The following is an 18888-nucleotide window of genomic DNA, read 5'->3' as shown; positions in this document are numbered from 1 at the left end:
ACCCGTGCGATATGCTAGCTTTGATGCCAAGGAACTGGCCTTCAGGCCGGTAATCAGTTAGAGCCTGTCATCAAGGAGACACCGTGAAGCTTAAAGCATTGGCTATGGCCGCAATGATTGGATTAGGGACGTTACCTCTGGCGCTGCAGGCGGCAGAAGTGCCGGAAGGGCCGCACGTAGTGACCTCGGGCACCTCCAGCGTTGACGCGACGCCAGATATCGCCACCCTGGCGATCGAGGTCAGCGTTTCATCCAAAGACGCCGCCCAGGCGAAGAAGCAGGTTGATGAGCGCGTAGCGCAATATTTTGATTTCCTGCAGAAAAACAATATTGAGAAGAAAGACATCAGCGCCGCCAACCTGCGCACCCAGCCGGAATATGATTACCTGAAAACCGGTGAGTCGGTGCTGAAAGGCTACCGTGCGGTACGCCAGGTACAGGTGACGTTGCGTCAGTTGGACAAGTTGAACGAGCTGCTGGACGGGGCGTTGAAATCCGGTCTCAATGAGATCCGCTCCGTTGAGCTGGGCGTGGCAAAACCGGACGTCTACCGTGAGCAGGCACGTCAGAAAGCCATCGAGAACGCGACTCAGCAAGCCGCTTCCCTGGCGAAAGGCTTTAACGCCAAGCTGGGGCCGGTGTACAGTATTCGTTACCATGTCGCCAACTACCAGCCGATGCCGGTAGCGCGCATGTACAAATCGGCAGGTGCGGCAGCGGAAAGCGACGCGGCGCAAACCTACGAACAGCAAAGCATTCACTTTGACGATCAGGTGGATGTAGTGTTTGAGCTGCAGCGCAACGCGGCGCAATAATTCAGACTGGCTGACAAAGCCACGCAAGGGCTAAATCGGTAGGGGTCGAACATGTTCGACCCGATTTAACCCATTGATTCTGAACTAGGGCGCAGCTTGCAGCGCCCCTACCATGAAATAACAGATCACGATGTCCGCAACCTTTTCTATTTAATCCTGGCGCAGAACCTGGCGGCCGTGCTCCAGCAGGGCATCGGTCACTTTACGCATCATGCGGCTCTCCGGTGCGAAGCGGTGCCAGAACAGCATGCGGCGCTGGAACAGGCCCGGCGTCAGATCGATCAGTTCACCCGAAGCCAACTCTTTCTCAATTTGCAGATGCGGGATCATACAGCAGGTGGTGCCCTGACGCGCCAACTGCACGAAGGCTTCCGACGAGTTCACGATATGGCAGGGCACGCTGCCCGGCGACAGATCAAAGTTCTGCTGCAGGAAAGCCTGATGCATGTCGTCGAGATGATCGAACGCCACTGCAGGCGCTTTCAGCAGCGCAGAGCGCGTAACGCCATTTGGGAAGTAGCGCTCGGCAAAACCTTTCGAGGCGACAAACAGATAATCCAGCGCGCCCAGTTGATCCACCAGGCAGCTTGGCAGCGGCTGCGGCTGGATACTCACCGCACCCACCACTTCACCACGGCGCAAGCGTTCCTGAGTGCGGGTTTCGTCTTCTACCTGCAGATTCAGGCGGATAGGGGAGTCTGTCAGTACCGGTTTCAATGCCGGCAGCAGCCAGGTCGCCAGGCTGTCGGCGTTAACCGCCAGCGACAGCAGCAGCGGCGTATCAATGCCGGTATCGTTACCCAGCCACTCTTCTTCCAGTAATTCCACCTGGTGCAGCAGCGCCAGCAGCTTTTGGCCCTGTTCGGTCGGGCGTGGCGGCACGGTACGCACCAACAGCGGTTGGCCAAACAGGTTTTCCAACTGCTTGATGCGCTGGGATACTGCCGATTGTGTGATACAAAGTTTTTGCGCGGCGCGCTCAAAGCCACGCTCACGGATCACCGCGTCCAGCGCTTGTAGCGTTCGATAGTCTGGGCGTTTCATCGGAAAGATATCCCTTAAAGTAAATTGATACAGGCACTATGCCACATCTCTGGTGTATTACAGGTGGAAAATCACCGGGCCATCTTGCCGCACCGCGCCTAAAAATGCGGCCTGGCGTGAAGAAGTGTGATCCTGCCTAAGTGAAAATTAGCGATTTACCCTATAATACGCACACGTTTTCGTACAGAGGCAATGGACATATTATGACGCAGGATGAACTGAAAAAAGCGGTTGGCTGGGCAGCACTGGATTACGTTACCCCGGGCACCATCGTTGGGGTCGGTACTGGCTCGACCGCCGCCCACTTTATTGACGCGCTCGGCTCGATCAAGCACCAGATCGAAGGGGCGGTGTCCAGCTCTGACGCTTCCACCGCCAAGCTGAAAAGCCTCGGTATCCACGTTTTCGACAGCAATGAAGTGGATTCACTGGATATTTATGTCGACGGCGCGGATGAAATCAATCGCCATATGCAGATGATCAAAGGCGGCGGTGCGGCACTGACGCGTGAAAAAATCATCGCTGCTATCGCGCGCAAATTTATCTGTATTGTTGATTCCAGCAAACAGGTTGAAGTGTTGGGTAAATTCCCGCTGCCGGTAGAAGTGATCCCGATGGCGCGCTCTTACGTCGCGCGTGAGCTGGTAAAATTGGGCGGGCTGCCGGAGTATCGTCAGAATGTGCTGACCGATAACGGCAACGTGATCCTCGATGTGCATAACCTGAGCATCATGGACGCCATTGCGCTGGAAAACAAAATCAACGGCATCGCCGGTGTGGTGACCGTGGGTCTGTTCGCCAACCGGGGTGCCGATGTGGCGCTGGTGGGTACGCCAGACGGCGTGAAGGTTGTCGAGTAATGTAGTACCCCAGCAGGTATGCGGTCTTGGATCCCACCGGACCGCATAATTCACTGGTTAAAATATCTTTTATTAAAAGCGCCAAATTTGGTGACATATGTCACATTGCGAGCGATAGCTCCACGAAGCTTCTGCCTATTTCTTTCCCTATGGCATTTTCTGCCAGAAACCGCCAACAACGCTGAGCCTTGTACTGACGGGTGGGCAATCGTTTGTATTGCCGCCTGCGTTATTTTTGTTATGTTGGATGCGTGCTGTTTCACAACAGCCGCTTCTGAAGTCTGAACAATAGGGTCGGGTAAATGGCAAAAGTATCATTGGAGAAAGACAGGATTAAATTCCTGTTGGTGGAAGGGGTTCATCAGAGCACGGTAGATAATCTGCTGGCTGCCGGATATACCAACATTGAATATCACAAAGGTGCGTTAGACACCGAAGCGCTTAAGGCATCGATCCGCGATGCTCACTTCGTCGGTATCCGTTCGCGCACGAATCTGACCGAAGAAGTTTTCGCTGCCGCAGAAAAGCTGGTGGCGGTAGGCTGTTTCTGTATCGGTACTAACCAGGTTGATTTGAAGGCGGCGACCAAACGCGGCGTTCCGGTGTTTAACGCACCTTTCTCTAATACCCGATCCGTGGCTGAAATGGTGCTGGGCGAACTGCTGCTGATGTTGCGTGGCATTCCTTCCGCCAACGCCAAAGCGCACCGTGGCGAGTGGCAGAAACTGGCCGTCGGCTCGTTTGAAGCGCGCGGCAAGAAGCTGGGGATTATTGGCTACGGCCATATCGGCACCCAGTTGGGTATCCTGGCCGAAGGCCTGGGCATGAAAGTGTTCTTCTACGATATCGAGAACAAGCTGCCGTTGGGCAATGCCCAACAGGTGCGCCACCTGTCCGATCTGCTCAATATGAGCGACGTAGTGACGCTGCACGTGCCGGAAACCCTGTCGACCAAGAATATGATGGGCGCAGAAGAGCTGGCGTTGATGAAGCCAGGCTCGATTCTGATCAACGCCTCGCGCGGCACCGTGGTGGATATCCCCGAGTTGTGTAAGGTCCTGGCCAGCAAGCATTTGGCCGGTGCGGCGATCGACGTCTTCCCGGAAGAGCCTGCTACCAACAGCGAGCCGTTCAACTCTCCGTTATGCGAGTTTGACAACGTGATCCTGACCCCGCACATTGGCGGTTCTACTCAGGAAGCGCAGGAAAACATCGGTGATGAAGTGGCCGGCAAGCTGGCGAAATACTCCGATAACGGTTCTACTCTGTCAGCGGTAAACTTCCCTGAAGTATCACTGCCCGCGCATGGCCCTAACGCCAGCCGCCTGTTGCACATCCATGAAAACCGCCCTGGCGTACTGACGCAGATTAACCAAATCTTTGCTGAAGAAGGGGTGAACATCGCCGCGCAGTACCTGCAAACCGGGCCGGAAATCGGCTATGTGGTTATCGACATCGAAGCGGAAACCGAACGTGCCGATGCCGCTCTGCAACGCATGAAGGCGATTGACGGCACTATCCGTGCTCGCCTGCTGCTCTGATTGAACGTGCTGTAACTATAAAGAAAGGCCGGATTTATCCGGCCTTTTGCTATTTGGCTATCTGCCATGCCCAATTGTGCGATGGGGTAATGATTTCCGGCAGCGGGATATCCCAATGCTCCACCGGCAACTGTTCCACCTGCTGACAGTCATGCGCCAACCCGATCGGATAGGGCCCGGCATGGCGCCAGTTTTGCAGAGTGCGATCGTAAAAACCGCCGCCCATTCCCAAACGCTGCCCCGAGCTGTCAAACGCCACTAAGGGCGTCAGTACCACGTCGAGTGACCCGACCGGCAGGACGTTGCGCACATCGAGCTGTGGCTCAAGGATGTTGAAACGGTTGTTCACCAACGGCGTTTCCGGGGTGTAACGCAGGAACAGCAAATTGCCGGGGCTAAACGGATGCAACACCGGCAGATAAACCTGTTTGCCTTGCTGCCATAACCGTTCAATCAGCGGACGGGTATCCAACTCGCCATCAAACGACAAAAAGACCGCAACGTTTTGTGCCGCCAGGATGCGCGGATGCGCAGCGATCCGTTCGGCCGTTTGCAGGGCAAAATGATTTTGTTGTTCAGAGGTTAAAGCGCGTCGACGCTGACGGATTTGGTTACGGATGTTTTGCCGCTGCTGGGCATACTGGGCTTGAAAAGACATAGTCAGCACACTTACCGCTGAGGAAGGGGAATCTCCGAGATGCCGTCGCAGGCTGTAACCCTTGAACCCATGGTTCAAGGTGAACGTGCTGTCGCAATCTTAAGGCTTCTCGGCGGGCCGAGCATGCACACCGATCGCGGATCATCACATTCTGTTGGTACTAAATATCGGCTCAGGGGACTGGCCCGCTGGCGAACATCTCAGAGAAATTTTGTACTCATTGCCAAAACCTTGGATTTCAGCAATTTAAGTTATTCGAATTGTGCATCCTGACGTTCAGAGATGCGACCCTGTTCAAGCAAAGCCTGTTCAATGGTCTGTTGTAGCATACGAATGCGTTGTTCCATATTGGACGCATAATCACGGGTTTTCAACCGTTCTTGAGCAAGTTCGTGACAAACATTCAATGCCGCGATGAAAACGAGCTGCTCAGTATTTGTGACTCTAGTGCGAACTTTAAGATCTTGCAACCGTTCGTTAAGATCGACCGCTGCCATGTTCAACGCATCTTGTTGTTCTGGCGGGCAATTGACTCTTAAAGAGCGACCAAAAATTTGAATATCTACTGGTTGTGCAGACATGCCACCTTCCTGCCTAAATTTCGCGCCAGCCTCAACTAACCCCTACCGGGCCGTCTAAAGCGGGCGCCACTATATATACCTCGGTACCAAGATACAACCCCTTTTTCAGTACCTGGTTGTAATCTACTGCGACAGACATTACCAGTCAAAAAAGGGTTTCAAAATGCGTATTTAGCTTCATTTTGTTCCCTGCCGGCAGTGTGTGAGATCTGACACATCACGATTATAACTAGCCACTGAGGTGTCGTGCTTATCTGGTACAGCGACGGACCTTGGTGGTAGCATAACACGAACTTATCCTGCCAACGATGACGAATACGCATGTCTATACAGAATACATTTCCAAGTTACCAATCTTTGACCCTTGCCCTTAACCAGCAAGCGGTGGCGTTGACCGCAGCAGAAATGCACGGCCTGATCAGCGGTCTGTTGTGCGGTGGCAGCCGTGACGCCGGCTGGCAATCGCTGGTGTACGATCTGACTAACGAAGGCGTAGCCTTCCCGCTGGCATTGAGCCAACCTCTCCAGCAACTTCATGAAATCACGCGTGAAACGCTGGAAGACGACGATTTCATGTTCCAGTTGATGATGCCGGAAGGTGAGACGGTCAGCGTGTTTGATCGCGCCGACGCGTTGAGTGGTTGGGTGAACCATTTCCTGCTCGGGCTAGGTATGATGCAGCCGAAACTGGCTCAGGTAAAAGACGAAGTGGGTGAGGCGATCGACGATCTGCGCAACATCGCCCAACTCGGTTATGAAGAAGACGAAGACCAGGAAGAGCTTGAGCACTCTCTGGAGGAAGTGGTGGAGTATGTGCGGATGGCGGCCATTTTGTGCCACACCGAATTTACCCGCCGCAAGCCGACGGCGCCGGAAAATGCCAAACCGACCTTGCACTAAATACCCTATTTCACGTCCTTAAGGCCGTGAGCACAGGCAGATTGATTTCAGGAGAAGGTGATGACTCAGCAGGAATTCAACAGCCGCCGTCAGGCGCTGTTGGCGAAAATGGCTCCGGCCAGCGCGGCGATTATTTTCTCTGCGCCGGAAGCGACGCGCAGTGCCGATACTGAATATCCTTACCGACAAAACAGCGATTTTTGGTACCTGACCGGCTTCAACGAGCCGGAAGCGGTGCTGATTCTGGTTAAAAGTGACGCGACGCATAACCACAGCGTGCTGTTCAACCGGGTACGCGATCTGGCGGCGGAAACCTGGTTTGGCCGCCGTCTGGGTCAGGAAGCCGCGCCGGCGAAGCTGGGGGTGGACCGCGCTCTGCCGTTCAATGAAATCAACGACCAATTGCCCCTGCTGCTCAATGGCCTGGACGTGGTTTACCACGCGCAGGGCCAATACGCCTATGCCGATCAAATTATGTTCGATGCGCTGGACAAGCTACGTAAAGGCTTCCGCCAGAACCTTCAGGCACCGGCGACCCTGACCGACTGGCGTCCGTGGCTGCATGAAATGCGTCTGTTCAAGTCATCTGAAGAAATGGTCATTATGCGCCGCGCCGGTGAAATCAGCGCGCTGGCCCATACTCGCGCGATGGAGAAATGCCGTCCGGGCATGTTCGAATATCAGCTCGAGGCGGAAATTCATCACGAATTTACCCGTTTGGGTGCTCGCTATCCGTCTTACAACACCATCGTCGGTGGTGGAGACAACGCCTGCATCCTGCATTACACCGAGAACGAAAGCGAATTGCGCGATGGCGATCTGGTGTTGATCGACGCCGGTTGCGAGTACAAAGGCTATGCTGGCGACATTACCCGTACCTTCCCGGTCAACGGCAAATTCAGCCGACCGCAGCGCGCGGTGTATGACATTGTGCTGGCGTCACTGACGCGGGCGCTGGAGATGTTCAAACCGGGCATCAGCATCCGTGTGGTGAATGATGAAGTCGTGCGCATTATGATCACCGGGATGGTAGAGCTGGGGATCCTGAAAGGCGAAGTAGATCAGTTGATTGCCGAGCAGGCCCACCGTCCGTTCTATATGCATGGTCTGGGCCACTGGCTGGGGCTGGATGTGCACGATGTCGGGCATTATGGCACGCCGGATCGCGACCGTACGCTGGAACCGGGCATGGTGCTGACCGTCGAGCCGGGGCTGTACATTGCGCCGGATGCCGACGTGCCGGAGGAGTATCGCGGCATGGGCATTCGTATCGAAGATGACATCCTGATCACTGCGACCGGCATTGAGAACCTGACCGCCAGCGTAGTGAAAGACGCTGACGCCATCGAAGCACTGATGGCGGCGGCAAGGTAACAGCATGAGTGTAATCATCGTTGGCGGCGGTATGGCGGGCGCGACTTTGGCACTGGCCATTTCATCGCTCACTCAGGGACGATTGGCGGTTGATCTGGTCGAAGCGACCCGACCGGACGACCGCAGCCATCCGGGGTTTGATGCCCGCGCCATTGCCCTGGCGCAGGGCACTTGTCAGCAGTTGACGCGCATCGGCGTTTGGCCGGCGCTGCGTGACTGTGCGACGGCCATCACTCAGGTGCATGTTAGCGATCGCGGCCACGCCGGGTTCGTTAATTTGCACGCGCAGGATTATCAGGTTGATGCGTTGGGGCAGGTGATTGAGCTGCACGACGCCGGCCAACGGTTGTTTGCTCTGCTGGCCAAGGCGCCCGGCGTTACGTTGCACTGTCCGGCCCGAGTGGTCGATGTGGTGCGCACGGCAGAGCAGGCAGAAGTGCTGTTGGATAACGGCCGGCGTATCAGCGGGAAACTGCTGGTGGCGGCAGACGGCTCGCGTTCGGCGTTGGCACAGGCTTGCAATGTGCAATGGCAGCAAAATGACTATCCGCAGTTTGCGACCATCGCCAATGTCACCACCGCCGAACATCCGCAGGGGCGGGCATTTGAACGCTTCACCCGTTACGGGCCGCTGGCGTTGCTGCCGATGTCTGAAGGGCGCAGTTCACTGGTGTGGTGCCATGCGCGTGAAGATCGCCAGCAGGTTGACGGCTGGGACGATGAACGTTTTATCAGTGAGTTGCAGCAGGCGTTTGGTTGGCGTTTGGGACGTATTCTTCGCGCCGGTAAACGCCACAGTTATCCGCTCAGCCTGCTAACCGCCAATCAGCATGTCAGCCACCGGCTGGCGCTGGTGGGCAATGCCGCGCAAACGCTGCATCCGATTGCCGGGCAGGGGTTCAACCTCGGTCTGCGTGACGTGATGTCGTTGGCGGAAACTCTGGCCGAGGCGCAGCAGACCGGAGAAGATCCCGGTGGCTACGCGCTGTTAAGTCGTTATCAACAACGGCGGCAGCAAGATCAACAGGCGACCATCGGCGTGACCGACGGTTTGATCCGGCTGTTCGCCAATCGCTACGGCCCCCTGGTGGTCGGTCGCAATCTGGGTCTGATGGCGATGGCCCGATTACCGGCGGTGCGAGACGCCTTTGCCAAGCGCACTTTGGGCTGGGTCGATCGCTAAGCGGTGTATTAGCATGGGCGTAGCGTGCTGCGCCCAAAGCGCTGGGCAATGGCACAGCGAGTCATTTAAGGAAATTAAGCAGCATGCAATCATTTGACGTGGTTATCGCCGGCGGCGGTATGGTGGGGCTGGCTCTGGCCTGTGGTTTGCAGGGCAGCGGTCTGCGTGTTGCGGTGCTGGAACAGCAGCAACCGGACATGACGCCGCCGCAACCACAGCCGGAACTGCGCGTTTCCGCCATCAATGCCGCCAGCGAGCGTCTGCTGCAGCATATTGGCGTGTGGGACGAGATCCTCAACCTGCGCGCCAGCGCCTATAACGCCATGGAAGTGTGGGATCGCGACAGCTTCGGCAAAATAGCCTTCCGTGGTGACGAGTGCGGCTTCAGTCATCTCGGTCATATCATCGAAAACTCGGTGATCCAGCAGGCGTTGTGGAAACGGGCGGAAAGCCTGAGCGACGTTACGCTGATCACCCCGGCGGCCCTCAAGCAGGTAGCCTGGGGCGAAAACGACGCTTTTATCACTCTGGAAGACGGTCGCATGCTGACTGCCCGGTTGGTGATCGGGGCCGACGGTGCCCATTCCTGGCTGCGTCAGCATGCCGATATCCCGCTAACCTTCTGGGATTATCGCCACCATGCGCTGGTGGCCACTATCCGCACTGAAGAACCGCATTTGGCGACGGCGCGGCAGGTATTCCACGGCGATGGCATTCTGGCGTTTCTGCCGTTCAGCGATCCGCATTTAAGCTCGATCGTCTGGTCGGTGGCACCGGAGGAGGCGGAGCGGCTAAAACAACTGGAGCCGGAGCAGTTTAACCGCGAACTGGCGATGGCGTTTGACCTGCGCCTTGGTGCCTGTACGGTGGAAAGTGAGCGCCAGACCTTCCCACTGACCGGGCGTTACGCCCGTAGCTTTGCCGCGCACCGGCTGGCGCTGGTAGGCGATGCAGCACATACCGTGCATCCGCTGGCGGGTCAGGGGGTGAATCTGGGCTTTATGGACGCCGCCGAGTTGATCGCCGAATTGCGTCGTTTGCAGCGGCAGGGCAAGGACATTGGCCAACATCTGTATCTGCGTCGCTACGAGCGCCGTCGCAAGCACGGTGCGGCGGTGATGCTGGCCAGCATGCAAGGGTTCCGTGAACTGTTTGACGGCAACCACCCGGCGAAGAAATTGCTGCGAGATGTCGGGTTGCGGCTGGCCGATAGCCTGCCGGGCGTGAAGCCCAGATTGGTACGCCAGGCGATGGGTCTCAATGACCTGCCGGAATGGCTGGCCTGACCGCTGTCTGAGAGGGGGGTCAGGCCTCTCTGTCTTAATTCTCCCGCATTAACCTCGATCCCAAAGGCGCAGCCCTGCGCCTGATACCCATAGCTTTTTCTTATAAACCCCTTCATTTGAAATAATCTAATTTCAGGCCGGTTTTACCATTAGTTTTTCTAATTCCATGTTCGGTTATCAAAAGTCGAAATTCCGTATCCGGCCGTGGGTTTGTTATATAACTTCGGATTTTTGGTGCTTTAATTGTTGGTTTTGTGCCTTAAAGCGCATTTTTCCAGTCAAAAACTCTGCACACTAGCCCGGCATTTTACTGGCCCTGAGCGACGCCAAGCCTATTTTAACTTATGGTTAATAGGGTCGTTCGGTGATAACGTCAGGACAAAGGTATCGTTTGCGTCGCGGCGGTTAGCCGCAGTTTTTGCACGTTTCGGCGCAGCGTTTCTGTTGGGCAGTCAGTGCGCCACGCAATCCGGCCGCGAGCCATTATCTGATGTATTGCGTAGCAGCACCCTATCTTCAGCTTTTGAGTGAAATGAGGGAAAAGATGGCAAAGCAAACCCCACTGTACGACCAGCACGTGGCGTGCGGTGCGCGCATGGTAGATTTTCATGGCTGGATGATGCCGCTGCATTACGGCTCCCAGATCGATGAGCACCACGCCGTGCGTCAGGATGCCGGTATGTTCGACGTCTCCCATATGACCATTGTGGATCTGCGCGGTGCCCGCACCCGCGAGTTCCTGCGTTACCTGCTGGCGAACGACGTCGCCAAGCTCACTCAACCTGGCAAAGCGCTGTACACCGGCATGCTGAATGCGTCCGGCGGCGTGATTGACGACCTGATTGTTTACTTCCTTACCGAAGACTATTTCCGCCTGGTGGTGAACTCCGCCACGCGCGACAAAGACCTGGCCTGGATCGAAGAACACGCAGCCCCCTACGGCGTCGCCCTGACGGTGCGTGACGATCTGGCGTTGGTTGCGGTGCAGGGCCCACAGGCCAAAGAACGTGCCGCCACCTTATTTACCCCGGAGCAAAAAAACGCGGTTGAAGGCATGAAGCCATTCTTCGGCGTACAGGCCGGGGATCTGTTTATCGCCACCACCGGTTATACCGGCGAAGCGGGTTATGAAATCGCCCTGCCGAAAGAGCAGGTGGTTGATTTTTGGCAGAAACTGCTGGCGGCAGGCGTTAAGCCGGCCGGTCTGGGCGCGCGCGACACCCTGCGTCTGGAAGCGGGCATGAACCTGTACGGGCAAGAGATGGACGAAGGTATTTCGCCGCTGGCCGCCAACATGGGCTGGACCATTGCCTGGCTGCCGGAAGATCGCCAGTTCATCGGCCGCGAAGCGCTGGAAAAACAGCGTGAAGCGGGCACCGAACAACTGGTCGGCTTGATCATGACGGAAAAAGGCGTATTACGTAATGAGCTGCCGGTGCGTTTCACTGATGACGCTGGCCAGACGCATGAAGGGATTATCACCAGCGGTTCATTCTCACCGACCCTGGGTTTCAGCATTGCCCTGGCCCGTGTGCCCGCCGGTATCGGTGAGCTGGCCATCGTACAGATCCGCAACCGCGAAATGCCGGTCAAGGTGACCAAACCTGGATTCGTGCGTGCCGGTAAGCCACTGACCCATTAATTTTTTGTTTATTGATTCTTTATTTCTTCGAAGGAGTAGCTGGCGATGAGCAATGTGCCAACAGATTTGAAATACGCAACATCCCATGAGTGGGTGCGCGACGCAGGCAATGGCGAATACGTGGTAGGCATTACCGAGCACGCGCAGGAACTGCTGGGCGACATGGTGTTTGTCGATCTGCCTGACGTGGGCACCGCGGTTAATGCCGGCGAAGACTGCGCAGTAGCGGAATCGGTGAAAGCCGCTTCCGATATCTATGCGCCAATCAGCGGTGAAATCATCGCCGCCAACGATGCGCTGGAAAGCTCGCCGGAGCTGGTCAACAGCGATCCGTACGGTGAAGGCTGGCTGTTCCGCATCAAGGCTTCCGACAGTGCCGAACTCGGCAATCTGCTGGATGCCGGTGCGTATCAGGCTTCTATCGACGAGTAAGCGTTGCAACGCCCCGGGCCGATTGGCCGGGGCGTTTTAGTTATAGATCAAGCTATATCCCGTACCCCGTAAGCATTCAGGAATTTGTAGCAATGACTCAGACACTCAGCCAACTTGAACACAGCGAAGCGTTCATCGAACGCCACATCGGCTCTTCTGCGCAGCAACAGCAGCAGTTGCTGGAAGCGGTGGGCGCACGCTCACTCAGCGCGCTGATCCAACAGATTGTGCCGGCAGACATCCAACTGCCTGCGCCGCCGCCGGTGGGCGATGCGGCCACTGAACATCAGGCGCTGGCCGAACTGAAGGCGATTGCCTCGCAGAATCAGCGCTACAAATCCTATATCGGTATGGGCTACAGCGCGGTGCTGACGCCGCCGGTGATCCTGCGCAACATGCTGGAAAACCCGGGCTGGTACACCGCTTATACCCCTTATCAGCCGGAAGTGTCGCAGGGCCGCCTTGAGGCACTGTTGAACTTCCAGACCGTGACTCTCGATCTGACCGGCCTGGATCTGGCCTCCGCTTCATTGCTGGACGAAGCAACCGCGGCAGCCGAAGCGATGGCGTTGGCCAAACGCGCCAGCAAGCTGAAAGACGCCAACCGTTTCTTCGTGGCTGACGACGTACATCCGCAGACGCTGGACGTCGTACGTACCCGTGCCGCCACCTTCGGTTTTGAAGTCATTGTGGATAAAGCCGAGAAGGTGCTGGAACTGCAGGGCGTGTTTGGCGTGCTGCTGCAACAGGTTGGCACTACCGGTGAACTGCACGATTACAGCGCACTGCTGGCCGAGCTGAAAAACCGTAAAATCGGTACCAGCGTAGCCGCCGACATTATGGCACTGGTACTGCTGACTGCACCGGGCAAGCAGGGTGCCGACGTGGTATTCGGTTCCGCGCAGCGCTTTGGTGTGCCGATGGGCTACGGTGGCCCGCATGCCGCCTTCTTCGCCTGCCGTGACGAATTCAAACGTTCGATGCCGGGTCGCATCATCGGCGTTTCCCGCGATGCCGCCGGTAACACCGCGCTGCGCATGGCGATGCAAACCCGTGAGCAACATATCCGTCGCGAAAAAGCCAACTCTAATATCTGTACCTCGCAGGTACTGCTGGCCAACATCGCCAGCCTGTACGCGGTGTACCATGGGCCACAGGGCCTGCAGCGCATTGCCGGGCGCATCCATCGCCTGACCGACATTCTGGCCGCCGGGTTGCAACAGGCCGGGCTGCAATTGCGCCACAAAACCTGGTTCGACACCCTGACGGTAGAAGTGAAAGACAAGGCCGCCGTGTTGGATCGTGCGTTGAGCTTCGGCATTAACCTGCGTACCGACATTCACGGCGCAGTGGGCATCACGCTGGACGAAACTACCTCACGTGAAGACGTGCAAACGCTGTTTGCCTTGCTGGCAGGCGACGATCACGGTCTGGACATCGACGCACTCGACGCGGCGGTGAGCAAAAACAGCCAGTCGATCCCGGCGGGCATGCTGCGTCAGGATCCGATCCTGACCCACCCGGTATTCAACAGCTATCACAGCGAAACCGAGATGATGCGTTATATGCACCGTCTGGAGCGTAAAGATCTGGCGCTCAACCAGGCGATGATCCCGCTCGGTTCCTGCACCATGAAGCTGAACGCCGCAGCGGAAATGATCCCGATTACCTGGCCTGAATTCTCCGAACTGCACCCGTTCTGCCCGCCAGAGCAGGCAGCCGGTTATCAGCAGATGATCGGCCAGTTGTCACAGTGGCTGGTGCAATTGACCGGCTACGACGCGGTTTGCATGCAGCCGAACTCCGGCGCGCAGGGCGAATACGCCGGGCTGCTGGCGATCCGTCACTATCATGAAAGCCGTAACGAAGCAGGCCGTCATATCTGCCTGATCCCAAGTTCCGCGCACGGCACCAACCCGGCTTCTGCCCAGATGGCGGGTATGAGCGTGGTGGTGGTGGCTTGCGACAAGAATGGCAACATCGATCTGCATGATCTGCGCGTCAAGGCAGAGCAAGCGGGCGAAGAGCTGTCTTGTATCATGGTGACTTACCCGTCGACCCACGGCGTGTACGAAGAAACTATCCGGGAAGTGTGCCAAATCGTTCATCAGTTCGGCGGCCAGGTGTACCTCGACGGCGCCAACATGAATGCTCAGGTGGGCATCACTACCCCAGGCTATATCGGGGCGGACGTCTCGCACCTTAACCTGCATAAAACCTTCTGTATCCCGCATGGCGGTGGCGGTCCAGGCATGGGGCCTATCGGCGTCAAAGCGCATTTGGCACCGTTCGTTCCGGGCCACAGTGTGGTGCAAATTGACGGTGTGCTCACTCAGCAGGGCGCAGTTTCCGCTGCCCCGTTCGGCAGCGCCTCGATTCTGCCAATCAGCTGGATGTATATTCGCATGATGGGCGCTGAAGGGCTGAAGCAGGCGAGTCAGGTGGCAATTCTTAATGCCAACTACATTGCGACCCGTCTGAAAGACGCTTACCCGGTGCTGTATACCGGTCGCGATCACCGTGTGGCGCATGAATGTATTCTCGACATTCGTCCGCTGAAGGAAGAGACCGGCATCAGTGAGATGGATATTGCCAAGCGTCTGATCGACTACGGTTTCCATGCACCGACCATGTCGTTCCCGGTAGCGGGTACGCTGATGGTTGAGCCAACCGAATCGGAAAGTAAAGTGGAGTTGGATCGCTTTATCGACGCGATGCTGGCTATCCGTGGCGAGATTGATCGGGTGGCGAAAGGTGAATGGCCGCTGGAAGACAACCCACTGGTGAACGCGCCGCACATTCAGGCGGAACTGGTCAGCGACTGGCAGCATGCCTATAGCCGTGAACTGGCGGTGTTCCCTATCGCCGGTGTACGCGAGAACAAATACTGGCCGAGCGTGAAGCGTCTGGATGACGTTTACGGCGACCGTAACCTGTTCTGTTCCTGCGTACCGATGAGCGAATACGAGTAAGCCTTTCGGCAGTCAGATGTTTAAGAGGCAGCGCATTCAGCGCTGCTTTTTTTGTCTCTGAACCAATGGCTTTTCTTGCTTATATATTTGATATATTGCTAATTATCCTATTTTTTGTGCACCTCTCCGCAGTTTGTTTCCAATCAGGTTCAAGACGCTTTCCGGTATACATTCCGTTTAAACTCGCGTGGTTAAATTGACATCAGCAAAATATTTTGCAGGGAAGATTTACTCACAAGGAGTGTTCTATGAAAAGGTTGGCTATCGCAATCATTGCGGCTTTACCCTTCTGCTCCGCTCAGGCGGTTGAAAGTTATGAAGTGCGAAACAACAGCGGGCAAACGGTATTTAAACTGAACTTCTATAACCCCAGCGATGACGGTTATTTTACTGACGAAGGCGTCCCTCAGCGCTCATCCTGGGTATTGGACGAGGCGCAAAAGGCGCAGGTCATCAGCGCCGCACAGCGCTGGGCCAATATTATCAAACCCAAGCTGGGCCAATTGCCGGGGGTGATCAACGTCGGCACTTTTGACGATAAGAATGCCAGCGCGATGAGCCCAAACGTCAGTGACGACAGCTTTAGCCTGACCCAGCTTCAGGCCGTGTTGCAGGGGCAAGAGGCAGGCGAGTTGGACAGCGGTGCCCATGCCATCGTCAATATTGGCAAGCTGGATTTTACTCCTTCCCAGGCCTTACCAGCGCAGATCCCGACCGATCACCGTACCGATCTGGAAGTCACTATCTTTCATGAGATTGCTCATGCACTGGGGATCAGTAACGAGGCCGCGGTGGTCAACGGCGTAACGCAATTTGGCCCGACGCAGGGGAGCTGGACATCGCATCTGTTTGACGACAACGGTAACCCTGCTCAGCCGGGGCAGGCGATTATGTGCAAAGGCTGCGAGGGGCCGGATGACCCTTCCGCTTTTGACGTGCGCAAGGATCAAGGTTATTTCGCCGGCAGCCATGTCAAAGAGGTGCTGGAAGGTGCCATGCCAGGGGTTCCGGTGCGTATCCTGGATGTGCTTGGCGATTTGGATGACGATTACATGTCCCACATCGAGCTGGATCGCAGCCTGATGAGCCATCAAAACTACCGCAATTATACCTCAATGATGGAAGTCGAATTGGCGCTGCTGCAGGACATGGGGTATGACATCGATCGACGTAACTTCTTTGGCCGCTCGGTTTATGGCAATGACATGGATGTGGTTAACCAGCAAGGGTATTTCGCGCGTAACGCCGCAGGTACTGTATATCTCGATGGCGAAGCCAATACCGCCGCCCGGGGCGTCGGGTTACACATTTACGGCAGTAACAATCGGATAGAGCAACGTGGCGATCTGCTGGCCGATGGCGTGGCCGCCGCCGGTATTCGCATCGATGGCGCGGGCAATACGCTCAGCATCGCGCCGGGTACCCGGGTGCAGGCCAACGGTGATTACGGCACCGGTTTATTGGTGGCCTATGGCGATCGGCACAATATTATCCAACGCGGTAGCCTGGAGGCGACCGGCACCGAAGGGATCGCAGCACGTCTTGATTTTGGCAATAACCTGTTGGGCAACGATGCCGAATATCGCGGCTCCTATATCTGGCAGTGGGGGGGAATGGACCTGTCCAAATACCGGGCTGCGCCATTGGTGTCCAATTTCGATATCACCGGCTCGCTGAAGGGCAGCAAAGCCGCTATTTATCAGTCTGAAAATGCATTGGCCAGCGCAATCAACATAATGCGCGGTGCGGAAATTCAGGGCGATATTATTTCTGACTATGCCCAATGGGACGAAAATAATCAGGCGCGACTCACCCATTTAACCTTCGGCCTGCAGCCGGATGCGTTGGGGCAAGTGACCGCTGTGGCGGATAGCGGTTTTGATTTCACCTATAACGGCAATATTCGCGGTAAGGATAATTTGGCGCTGGTAGCCGAAGGCGGGAAAACGACGTTAAACGGTGAGCACCAGGTATATAGCGTGGATATTGAAACGGGGGCTCAGTTGGCGGGCAATAGCCGTTATGAGCTGTCGGATGCCGGGATGTTCACCAATAATGGCTTGCTGACCACCGGCTCACCTTATGGTCAGGTTGCGATCGTAGGAGATTATCTGCAGGGGCCACAGGGGCGTTTACAACTGATGTTCGACAATCTCGGGCGTGGTGATCAGGTGACAATCAGCGGGACATCCAGTCTGGGGGGGACCTTGACGCTGATGCCGGTAATGGGTTGGTATGCTTCCGACTGGAAGCTGAACAGCGCTTCTCTGCTGCAAATGAGGCAGGTCAGCGGTGAGTTCAGTCAAATCAGCGTGCAGACGCAGTCCCCGACGCTGAGCTTCAGTACAGCGCCGTTGGCGGCCGGGGAATATCAAATCAGTGCGACCCGTGGGGCATCTGCCTACAGCCAATATGCGCAGAACGCTAATGAACAAAATGTCGGGCTGGCGTTGGCCCGTGCGGCGGCGACAGCGGGTGATGATATGCGTCCGTTGCTGACAGCGTTGGACTTCTCAGCCCCTGATGGCAAACAGGTCAGCAATGCGTTGGCGCAGTTGGAGCCGTCGGCCTATAACAGCCTGATCCAGGCCTCATTTGATCGTGAGCGTCAGCTAACCCGTGCGTTGATGGCGCCGGAACGCAATCTGACATTGTCCCCGGTCGATGACGAGCAAGAGTGGGTAAGCTTTGCCCTGCCTTATGGAGGCGGTAGCTGGCAGCGCAATGCGGGCAATATCAACGGTTACAACGCATCGCGTTATGGCGTGTTGTTCGGCGCGGAGAAACGTAACGTACTGATGCCTGGGCTGACTACCGGTTTCCACGCGGCGGTTGGCGGGCAAACAGTCAATGCCAAAAGTGCCGATCGGGCGCGGACGCATAGCACGTCGTTTGATGTCGGTCTGCAGTTCAACTTCGCGCAGGATGCCATGGCCGGGCCGTTTGCCTATGGTCTGGGCCGCGTGGGGGCTGAGGATAATCATATGAAGCGTCAGTTTGATGTTGCCGGCGTGAGCGGAACCAGCAAGAGCGACTGGACGGCCTGGAACGGTTCATTAACCCTGGGAGGCGGCTATCATTTTGCATTGACCGAGTCGTTTAGCTTCGGCCCGGTGGCGGCGCTGGATTATACCGCCAGCAAGCATCGCACGATTAAAGAGTCTGGTTCTGGCACGGTGCCAATGCAGATTAAAGGCCGTTATGCCGATTCGTTGCAAAGCACGCTGGGCGTAGAGGCGTTGTATCAGGGGACTCCGGCCTTGTCAGCCACCCTGCGCCTTGGCTGGCAGCATGAGTTGCTGAGCAACAATGTCACCCAACGTGCGCAGTTGGCCGGTTATGACGCCGCTGCTTTTGATAGCAAAAGCACTTTGGCCGGGCGCGATGGGTTAGCGGCGCAGGCGGGCGTGCAATATCAACTGACTAAAGATGTTGCTTTCGGGGCCGGCCTTTCCAGCGAGTTATTCCGTCAGGGCAGCAATTCATTGGAGGGCAATCTGTCCGTGAGCTGGCGGTTCTGATTGCTTCAGCCAAGTACCGGTGAGTAAAGATCCATAACACATTCGGCAAAGCGTGTTATCAAGGGACACTGCATGATGC

At 56.4% G+C, this 18888-nt stretch carries 14 protein-coding genes and 1 other RNA gene; 11 read left to right on the top strand and 4 right to left on the bottom strand.

Annotation, left to right across the window (positions count from 1 at the left end; genetic code table 11):
* Window positions 1–83: 83 nt before the first annotated feature.
* Window positions 84–815 carry an oxidative stress defense protein gene (locus E5C26_RS19980; RefSeq protein ID WP_012146628.1) on the top strand — a complete coding sequence of 244 codons (732 nt, stop codon included), beginning with the start codon at window positions 84–86 and terminating at the stop codon, window positions 813–815.
* Window positions 816–965: 150 nt separating this feature from the next.
* Here the strand turns inward: E5C26_RS19980 and E5C26_RS19975 are convergent, their stop codons facing one another.
* The gene (locus tag E5C26_RS19975; RefSeq protein ID WP_012146627.1) at window positions 966–1859 is read right to left on the bottom strand and encodes a LysR family transcriptional regulator ArgP; all 894 of its coding nucleotides are present in this window, start codon (window positions 1857–1859) and stop codon (window positions 966–968) included.
* Between the two features lie 203 nt (window positions 1860–2062).
* On the opposite strand from E5C26_RS19975, the gene rpiA reads away from it, so the two are divergent.
* Together rpiA and serA are read left to right on the top strand one after the other, a co-directional pair.
* Window positions 2063–2719 carry a ribose-5-phosphate isomerase RpiA gene (gene rpiA, locus E5C26_RS19970; protein ID WP_135317847.1) on the top strand — a complete coding sequence of 219 codons (657 nt, stop codon included), beginning with the start codon at window positions 2063–2065 and terminating at the stop codon, window positions 2717–2719.
* A 302-nt stretch (window positions 2720–3021) separates the two neighbouring features.
* Window positions 3022–4260: a phosphoglycerate dehydrogenase gene (serA, locus tag E5C26_RS19965; RefSeq protein WP_135317846.1), complete on the top strand. Its 1239-nt coding sequence runs from the start codon at window positions 3022–3024 to the stop codon at window positions 4258–4260.
* A gap of 49 nt (window positions 4261–4309) precedes the next feature.
* Here serA and E5C26_RS19960 read toward each other — a convergent pair whose 3' ends face one another.
* The 3 genes from E5C26_RS19960 to zapA form a co-directional block, all read right to left on the bottom strand.
* Complete coding sequence (locus E5C26_RS19960; RefSeq protein WP_135317845.1) at window positions 4310–4918, bottom strand: 5-formyltetrahydrofolate cyclo-ligase; 609 nt, start codon at window positions 4916–4918, stop codon at window positions 4310–4312.
* A gap of 27 nt (window positions 4919–4945) precedes the next feature.
* Window positions 4946–5128: non-coding RNA, 6S RNA (gene ssrS / locus E5C26_RS19955), on the bottom strand.
* Between the two features lie 41 nt (window positions 5129–5169).
* The gene (zapA, locus tag E5C26_RS19950; RefSeq protein WP_012146623.1) at window positions 5170–5499 is read right to left on the bottom strand and encodes a cell division protein ZapA; all 330 of its coding nucleotides are present in this window, start codon (window positions 5497–5499) and stop codon (window positions 5170–5172) included.
* 321 nt (window positions 5500–5820) lie between these two features.
* Between zapA and E5C26_RS19945 the strand changes: the two genes are divergently transcribed.
* The 8 genes from E5C26_RS19945 to E5C26_RS19905 all read left to right on the top strand — a co-directional run bounded on the left by E5C26_RS19945 (window position 5821) and on the right by E5C26_RS19905 (window position 18809).
* Window positions 5821–6399 (top strand): YecA/YgfB family protein, encoded by a 579-nt coding sequence (locus E5C26_RS19945; protein WP_135317844.1) that lies wholly within the window; start codon window positions 5821–5823, stop codon window positions 6397–6399.
* 60 nt (window positions 6400–6459) lie between these two features.
* The gene (gene pepP, locus E5C26_RS19940) at window positions 6460–7773 is read left to right on the top strand and encodes a Xaa-Pro aminopeptidase (protein ID WP_135317843.1); all 1314 of its coding nucleotides are present in this window, start codon (window positions 6460–6462) and stop codon (window positions 7771–7773) included.
* Window positions 7774–7777: 4 nt separating this feature from the next.
* The gene (gene ubiH / locus E5C26_RS19935; protein ID WP_135317842.1) at window positions 7778–8956 is read left to right on the top strand and encodes a 2-octaprenyl-6-methoxyphenyl hydroxylase; all 1179 of its coding nucleotides are present in this window, start codon (window positions 7778–7780) and stop codon (window positions 8954–8956) included.
* Window positions 8957–9039: 83 nt separating this feature from the next.
* Complete coding sequence (ubiI, locus tag E5C26_RS19930) at window positions 9040–10242, top strand: FAD-dependent 2-octaprenylphenol hydroxylase (protein ID WP_135317841.1); 1203 nt, start codon at window positions 9040–9042, stop codon at window positions 10240–10242.
* 544 nt (window positions 10243–10786) lie between these two features.
* Window positions 10787–11884, top strand: a complete 1098-nt coding sequence (gcvT, locus tag E5C26_RS19920; RefSeq protein ID WP_135317839.1) for a glycine cleavage system aminomethyltransferase GcvT — start codon at window positions 10787–10789, stop codon at window positions 11882–11884.
* A gap of 45 nt (window positions 11885–11929) precedes the next feature.
* Window positions 11930–12316 (top strand): glycine cleavage system protein GcvH, encoded by a 387-nt coding sequence (gene gcvH / locus E5C26_RS19915; RefSeq protein WP_135317838.1) that lies wholly within the window; start codon window positions 11930–11932, stop codon window positions 12314–12316.
* 92 nt (window positions 12317–12408) lie between these two features.
* Entirely contained in the window at window positions 12409–15288 is a 2880-nt protein-coding gene (gcvP, locus tag E5C26_RS19910; protein WP_135317837.1) for an aminomethyl-transferring glycine dehydrogenase, read from the top strand.
* 248 nt (window positions 15289–15536) lie between these two features.
* Window positions 15537–18809: an autotransporter outer membrane beta-barrel domain-containing protein gene (locus tag E5C26_RS19905; protein ID WP_135317836.1), complete on the top strand. Its 3273-nt coding sequence runs from the start codon at window positions 15537–15539 to the stop codon at window positions 18807–18809.
* The last annotated feature ends 79 nt before the right edge of the window (window positions 18810–18888 follow it).

Origin of the sequence: Serratia proteamaculans, assembly GCF_004684015.1 — a bacterium.
GTDB classification, from domain to species: domain Bacteria; phylum Pseudomonadota; class Gammaproteobacteria; order Enterobacterales; family Enterobacteriaceae; genus Serratia; species Serratia proteamaculans_F.
The sequence above is the reverse complement of the archived record's forward strand: the minus strand, read 5'-3'. Positions and strand labels throughout refer to the sequence as shown.

Excerpts from the sequence above, each read along its gene's own strand:
- ubiH (WP_135317842.1), top strand. The coding sequence starts at position 7,778 with ATGAGTGTAATCATCGTTGGCGGCGGTATGGCGGGCGCGACTTTGGCA.
- E5C26_RS19975 (WP_012146627.1), bottom strand. The coding sequence starts at position 1,859 with ATGAAACGCCCAGACTATCGAACGCTACAAGCGCTGGACGCGGTGATC.
- E5C26_RS19905 (WP_135317836.1), top strand. The coding sequence starts at position 15,537 with ATGAAAAGGTTGGCTATCGCAATCATTGCGGCTTTACCCTTCTGCTCC.
- pepP (WP_135317843.1), top strand. The coding sequence starts at position 6,460 with ATGACTCAGCAGGAATTCAACAGCCGCCGTCAGGCGCTGTTGGCGAAA.
- zapA (WP_012146623.1), bottom strand. The coding sequence starts at position 5,499 with ATGTCTGCACAACCAGTAGATATTCAAATTTTTGGTCGCTCTTTAAGA.
- rpiA (WP_135317847.1), top strand. The coding sequence starts at position 2,063 with ATGACGCAGGATGAACTGAAAAAAGCGGTTGGCTGGGCAGCACTGGAT.
- gcvT (WP_135317839.1), top strand. The coding sequence starts at position 10,787 with ATGGCAAAGCAAACCCCACTGTACGACCAGCACGTGGCGTGCGGTGCG.
- gcvH (WP_135317838.1), top strand. The coding sequence starts at position 11,930 with ATGAGCAATGTGCCAACAGATTTGAAATACGCAACATCCCATGAGTGG.
- E5C26_RS19945 (WP_135317844.1), top strand. The coding sequence starts at position 5,821 with ATGTCTATACAGAATACATTTCCAAGTTACCAATCTTTGACCCTTGCC.
- serA (WP_135317846.1), top strand. The coding sequence starts at position 3,022 with ATGGCAAAAGTATCATTGGAGAAAGACAGGATTAAATTCCTGTTGGTG.
- E5C26_RS19960 (WP_135317845.1), bottom strand. The coding sequence starts at position 4,918 with ATGTCTTTTCAAGCCCAGTATGCCCAGCAGCGGCAAAACATCCGTAAC.
- gcvP (WP_135317837.1), top strand. The coding sequence starts at position 12,409 with ATGACTCAGACACTCAGCCAACTTGAACACAGCGAAGCGTTCATCGAA.
- ubiI (WP_135317841.1), top strand. The coding sequence starts at position 9,040 with ATGCAATCATTTGACGTGGTTATCGCCGGCGGCGGTATGGTGGGGCTG.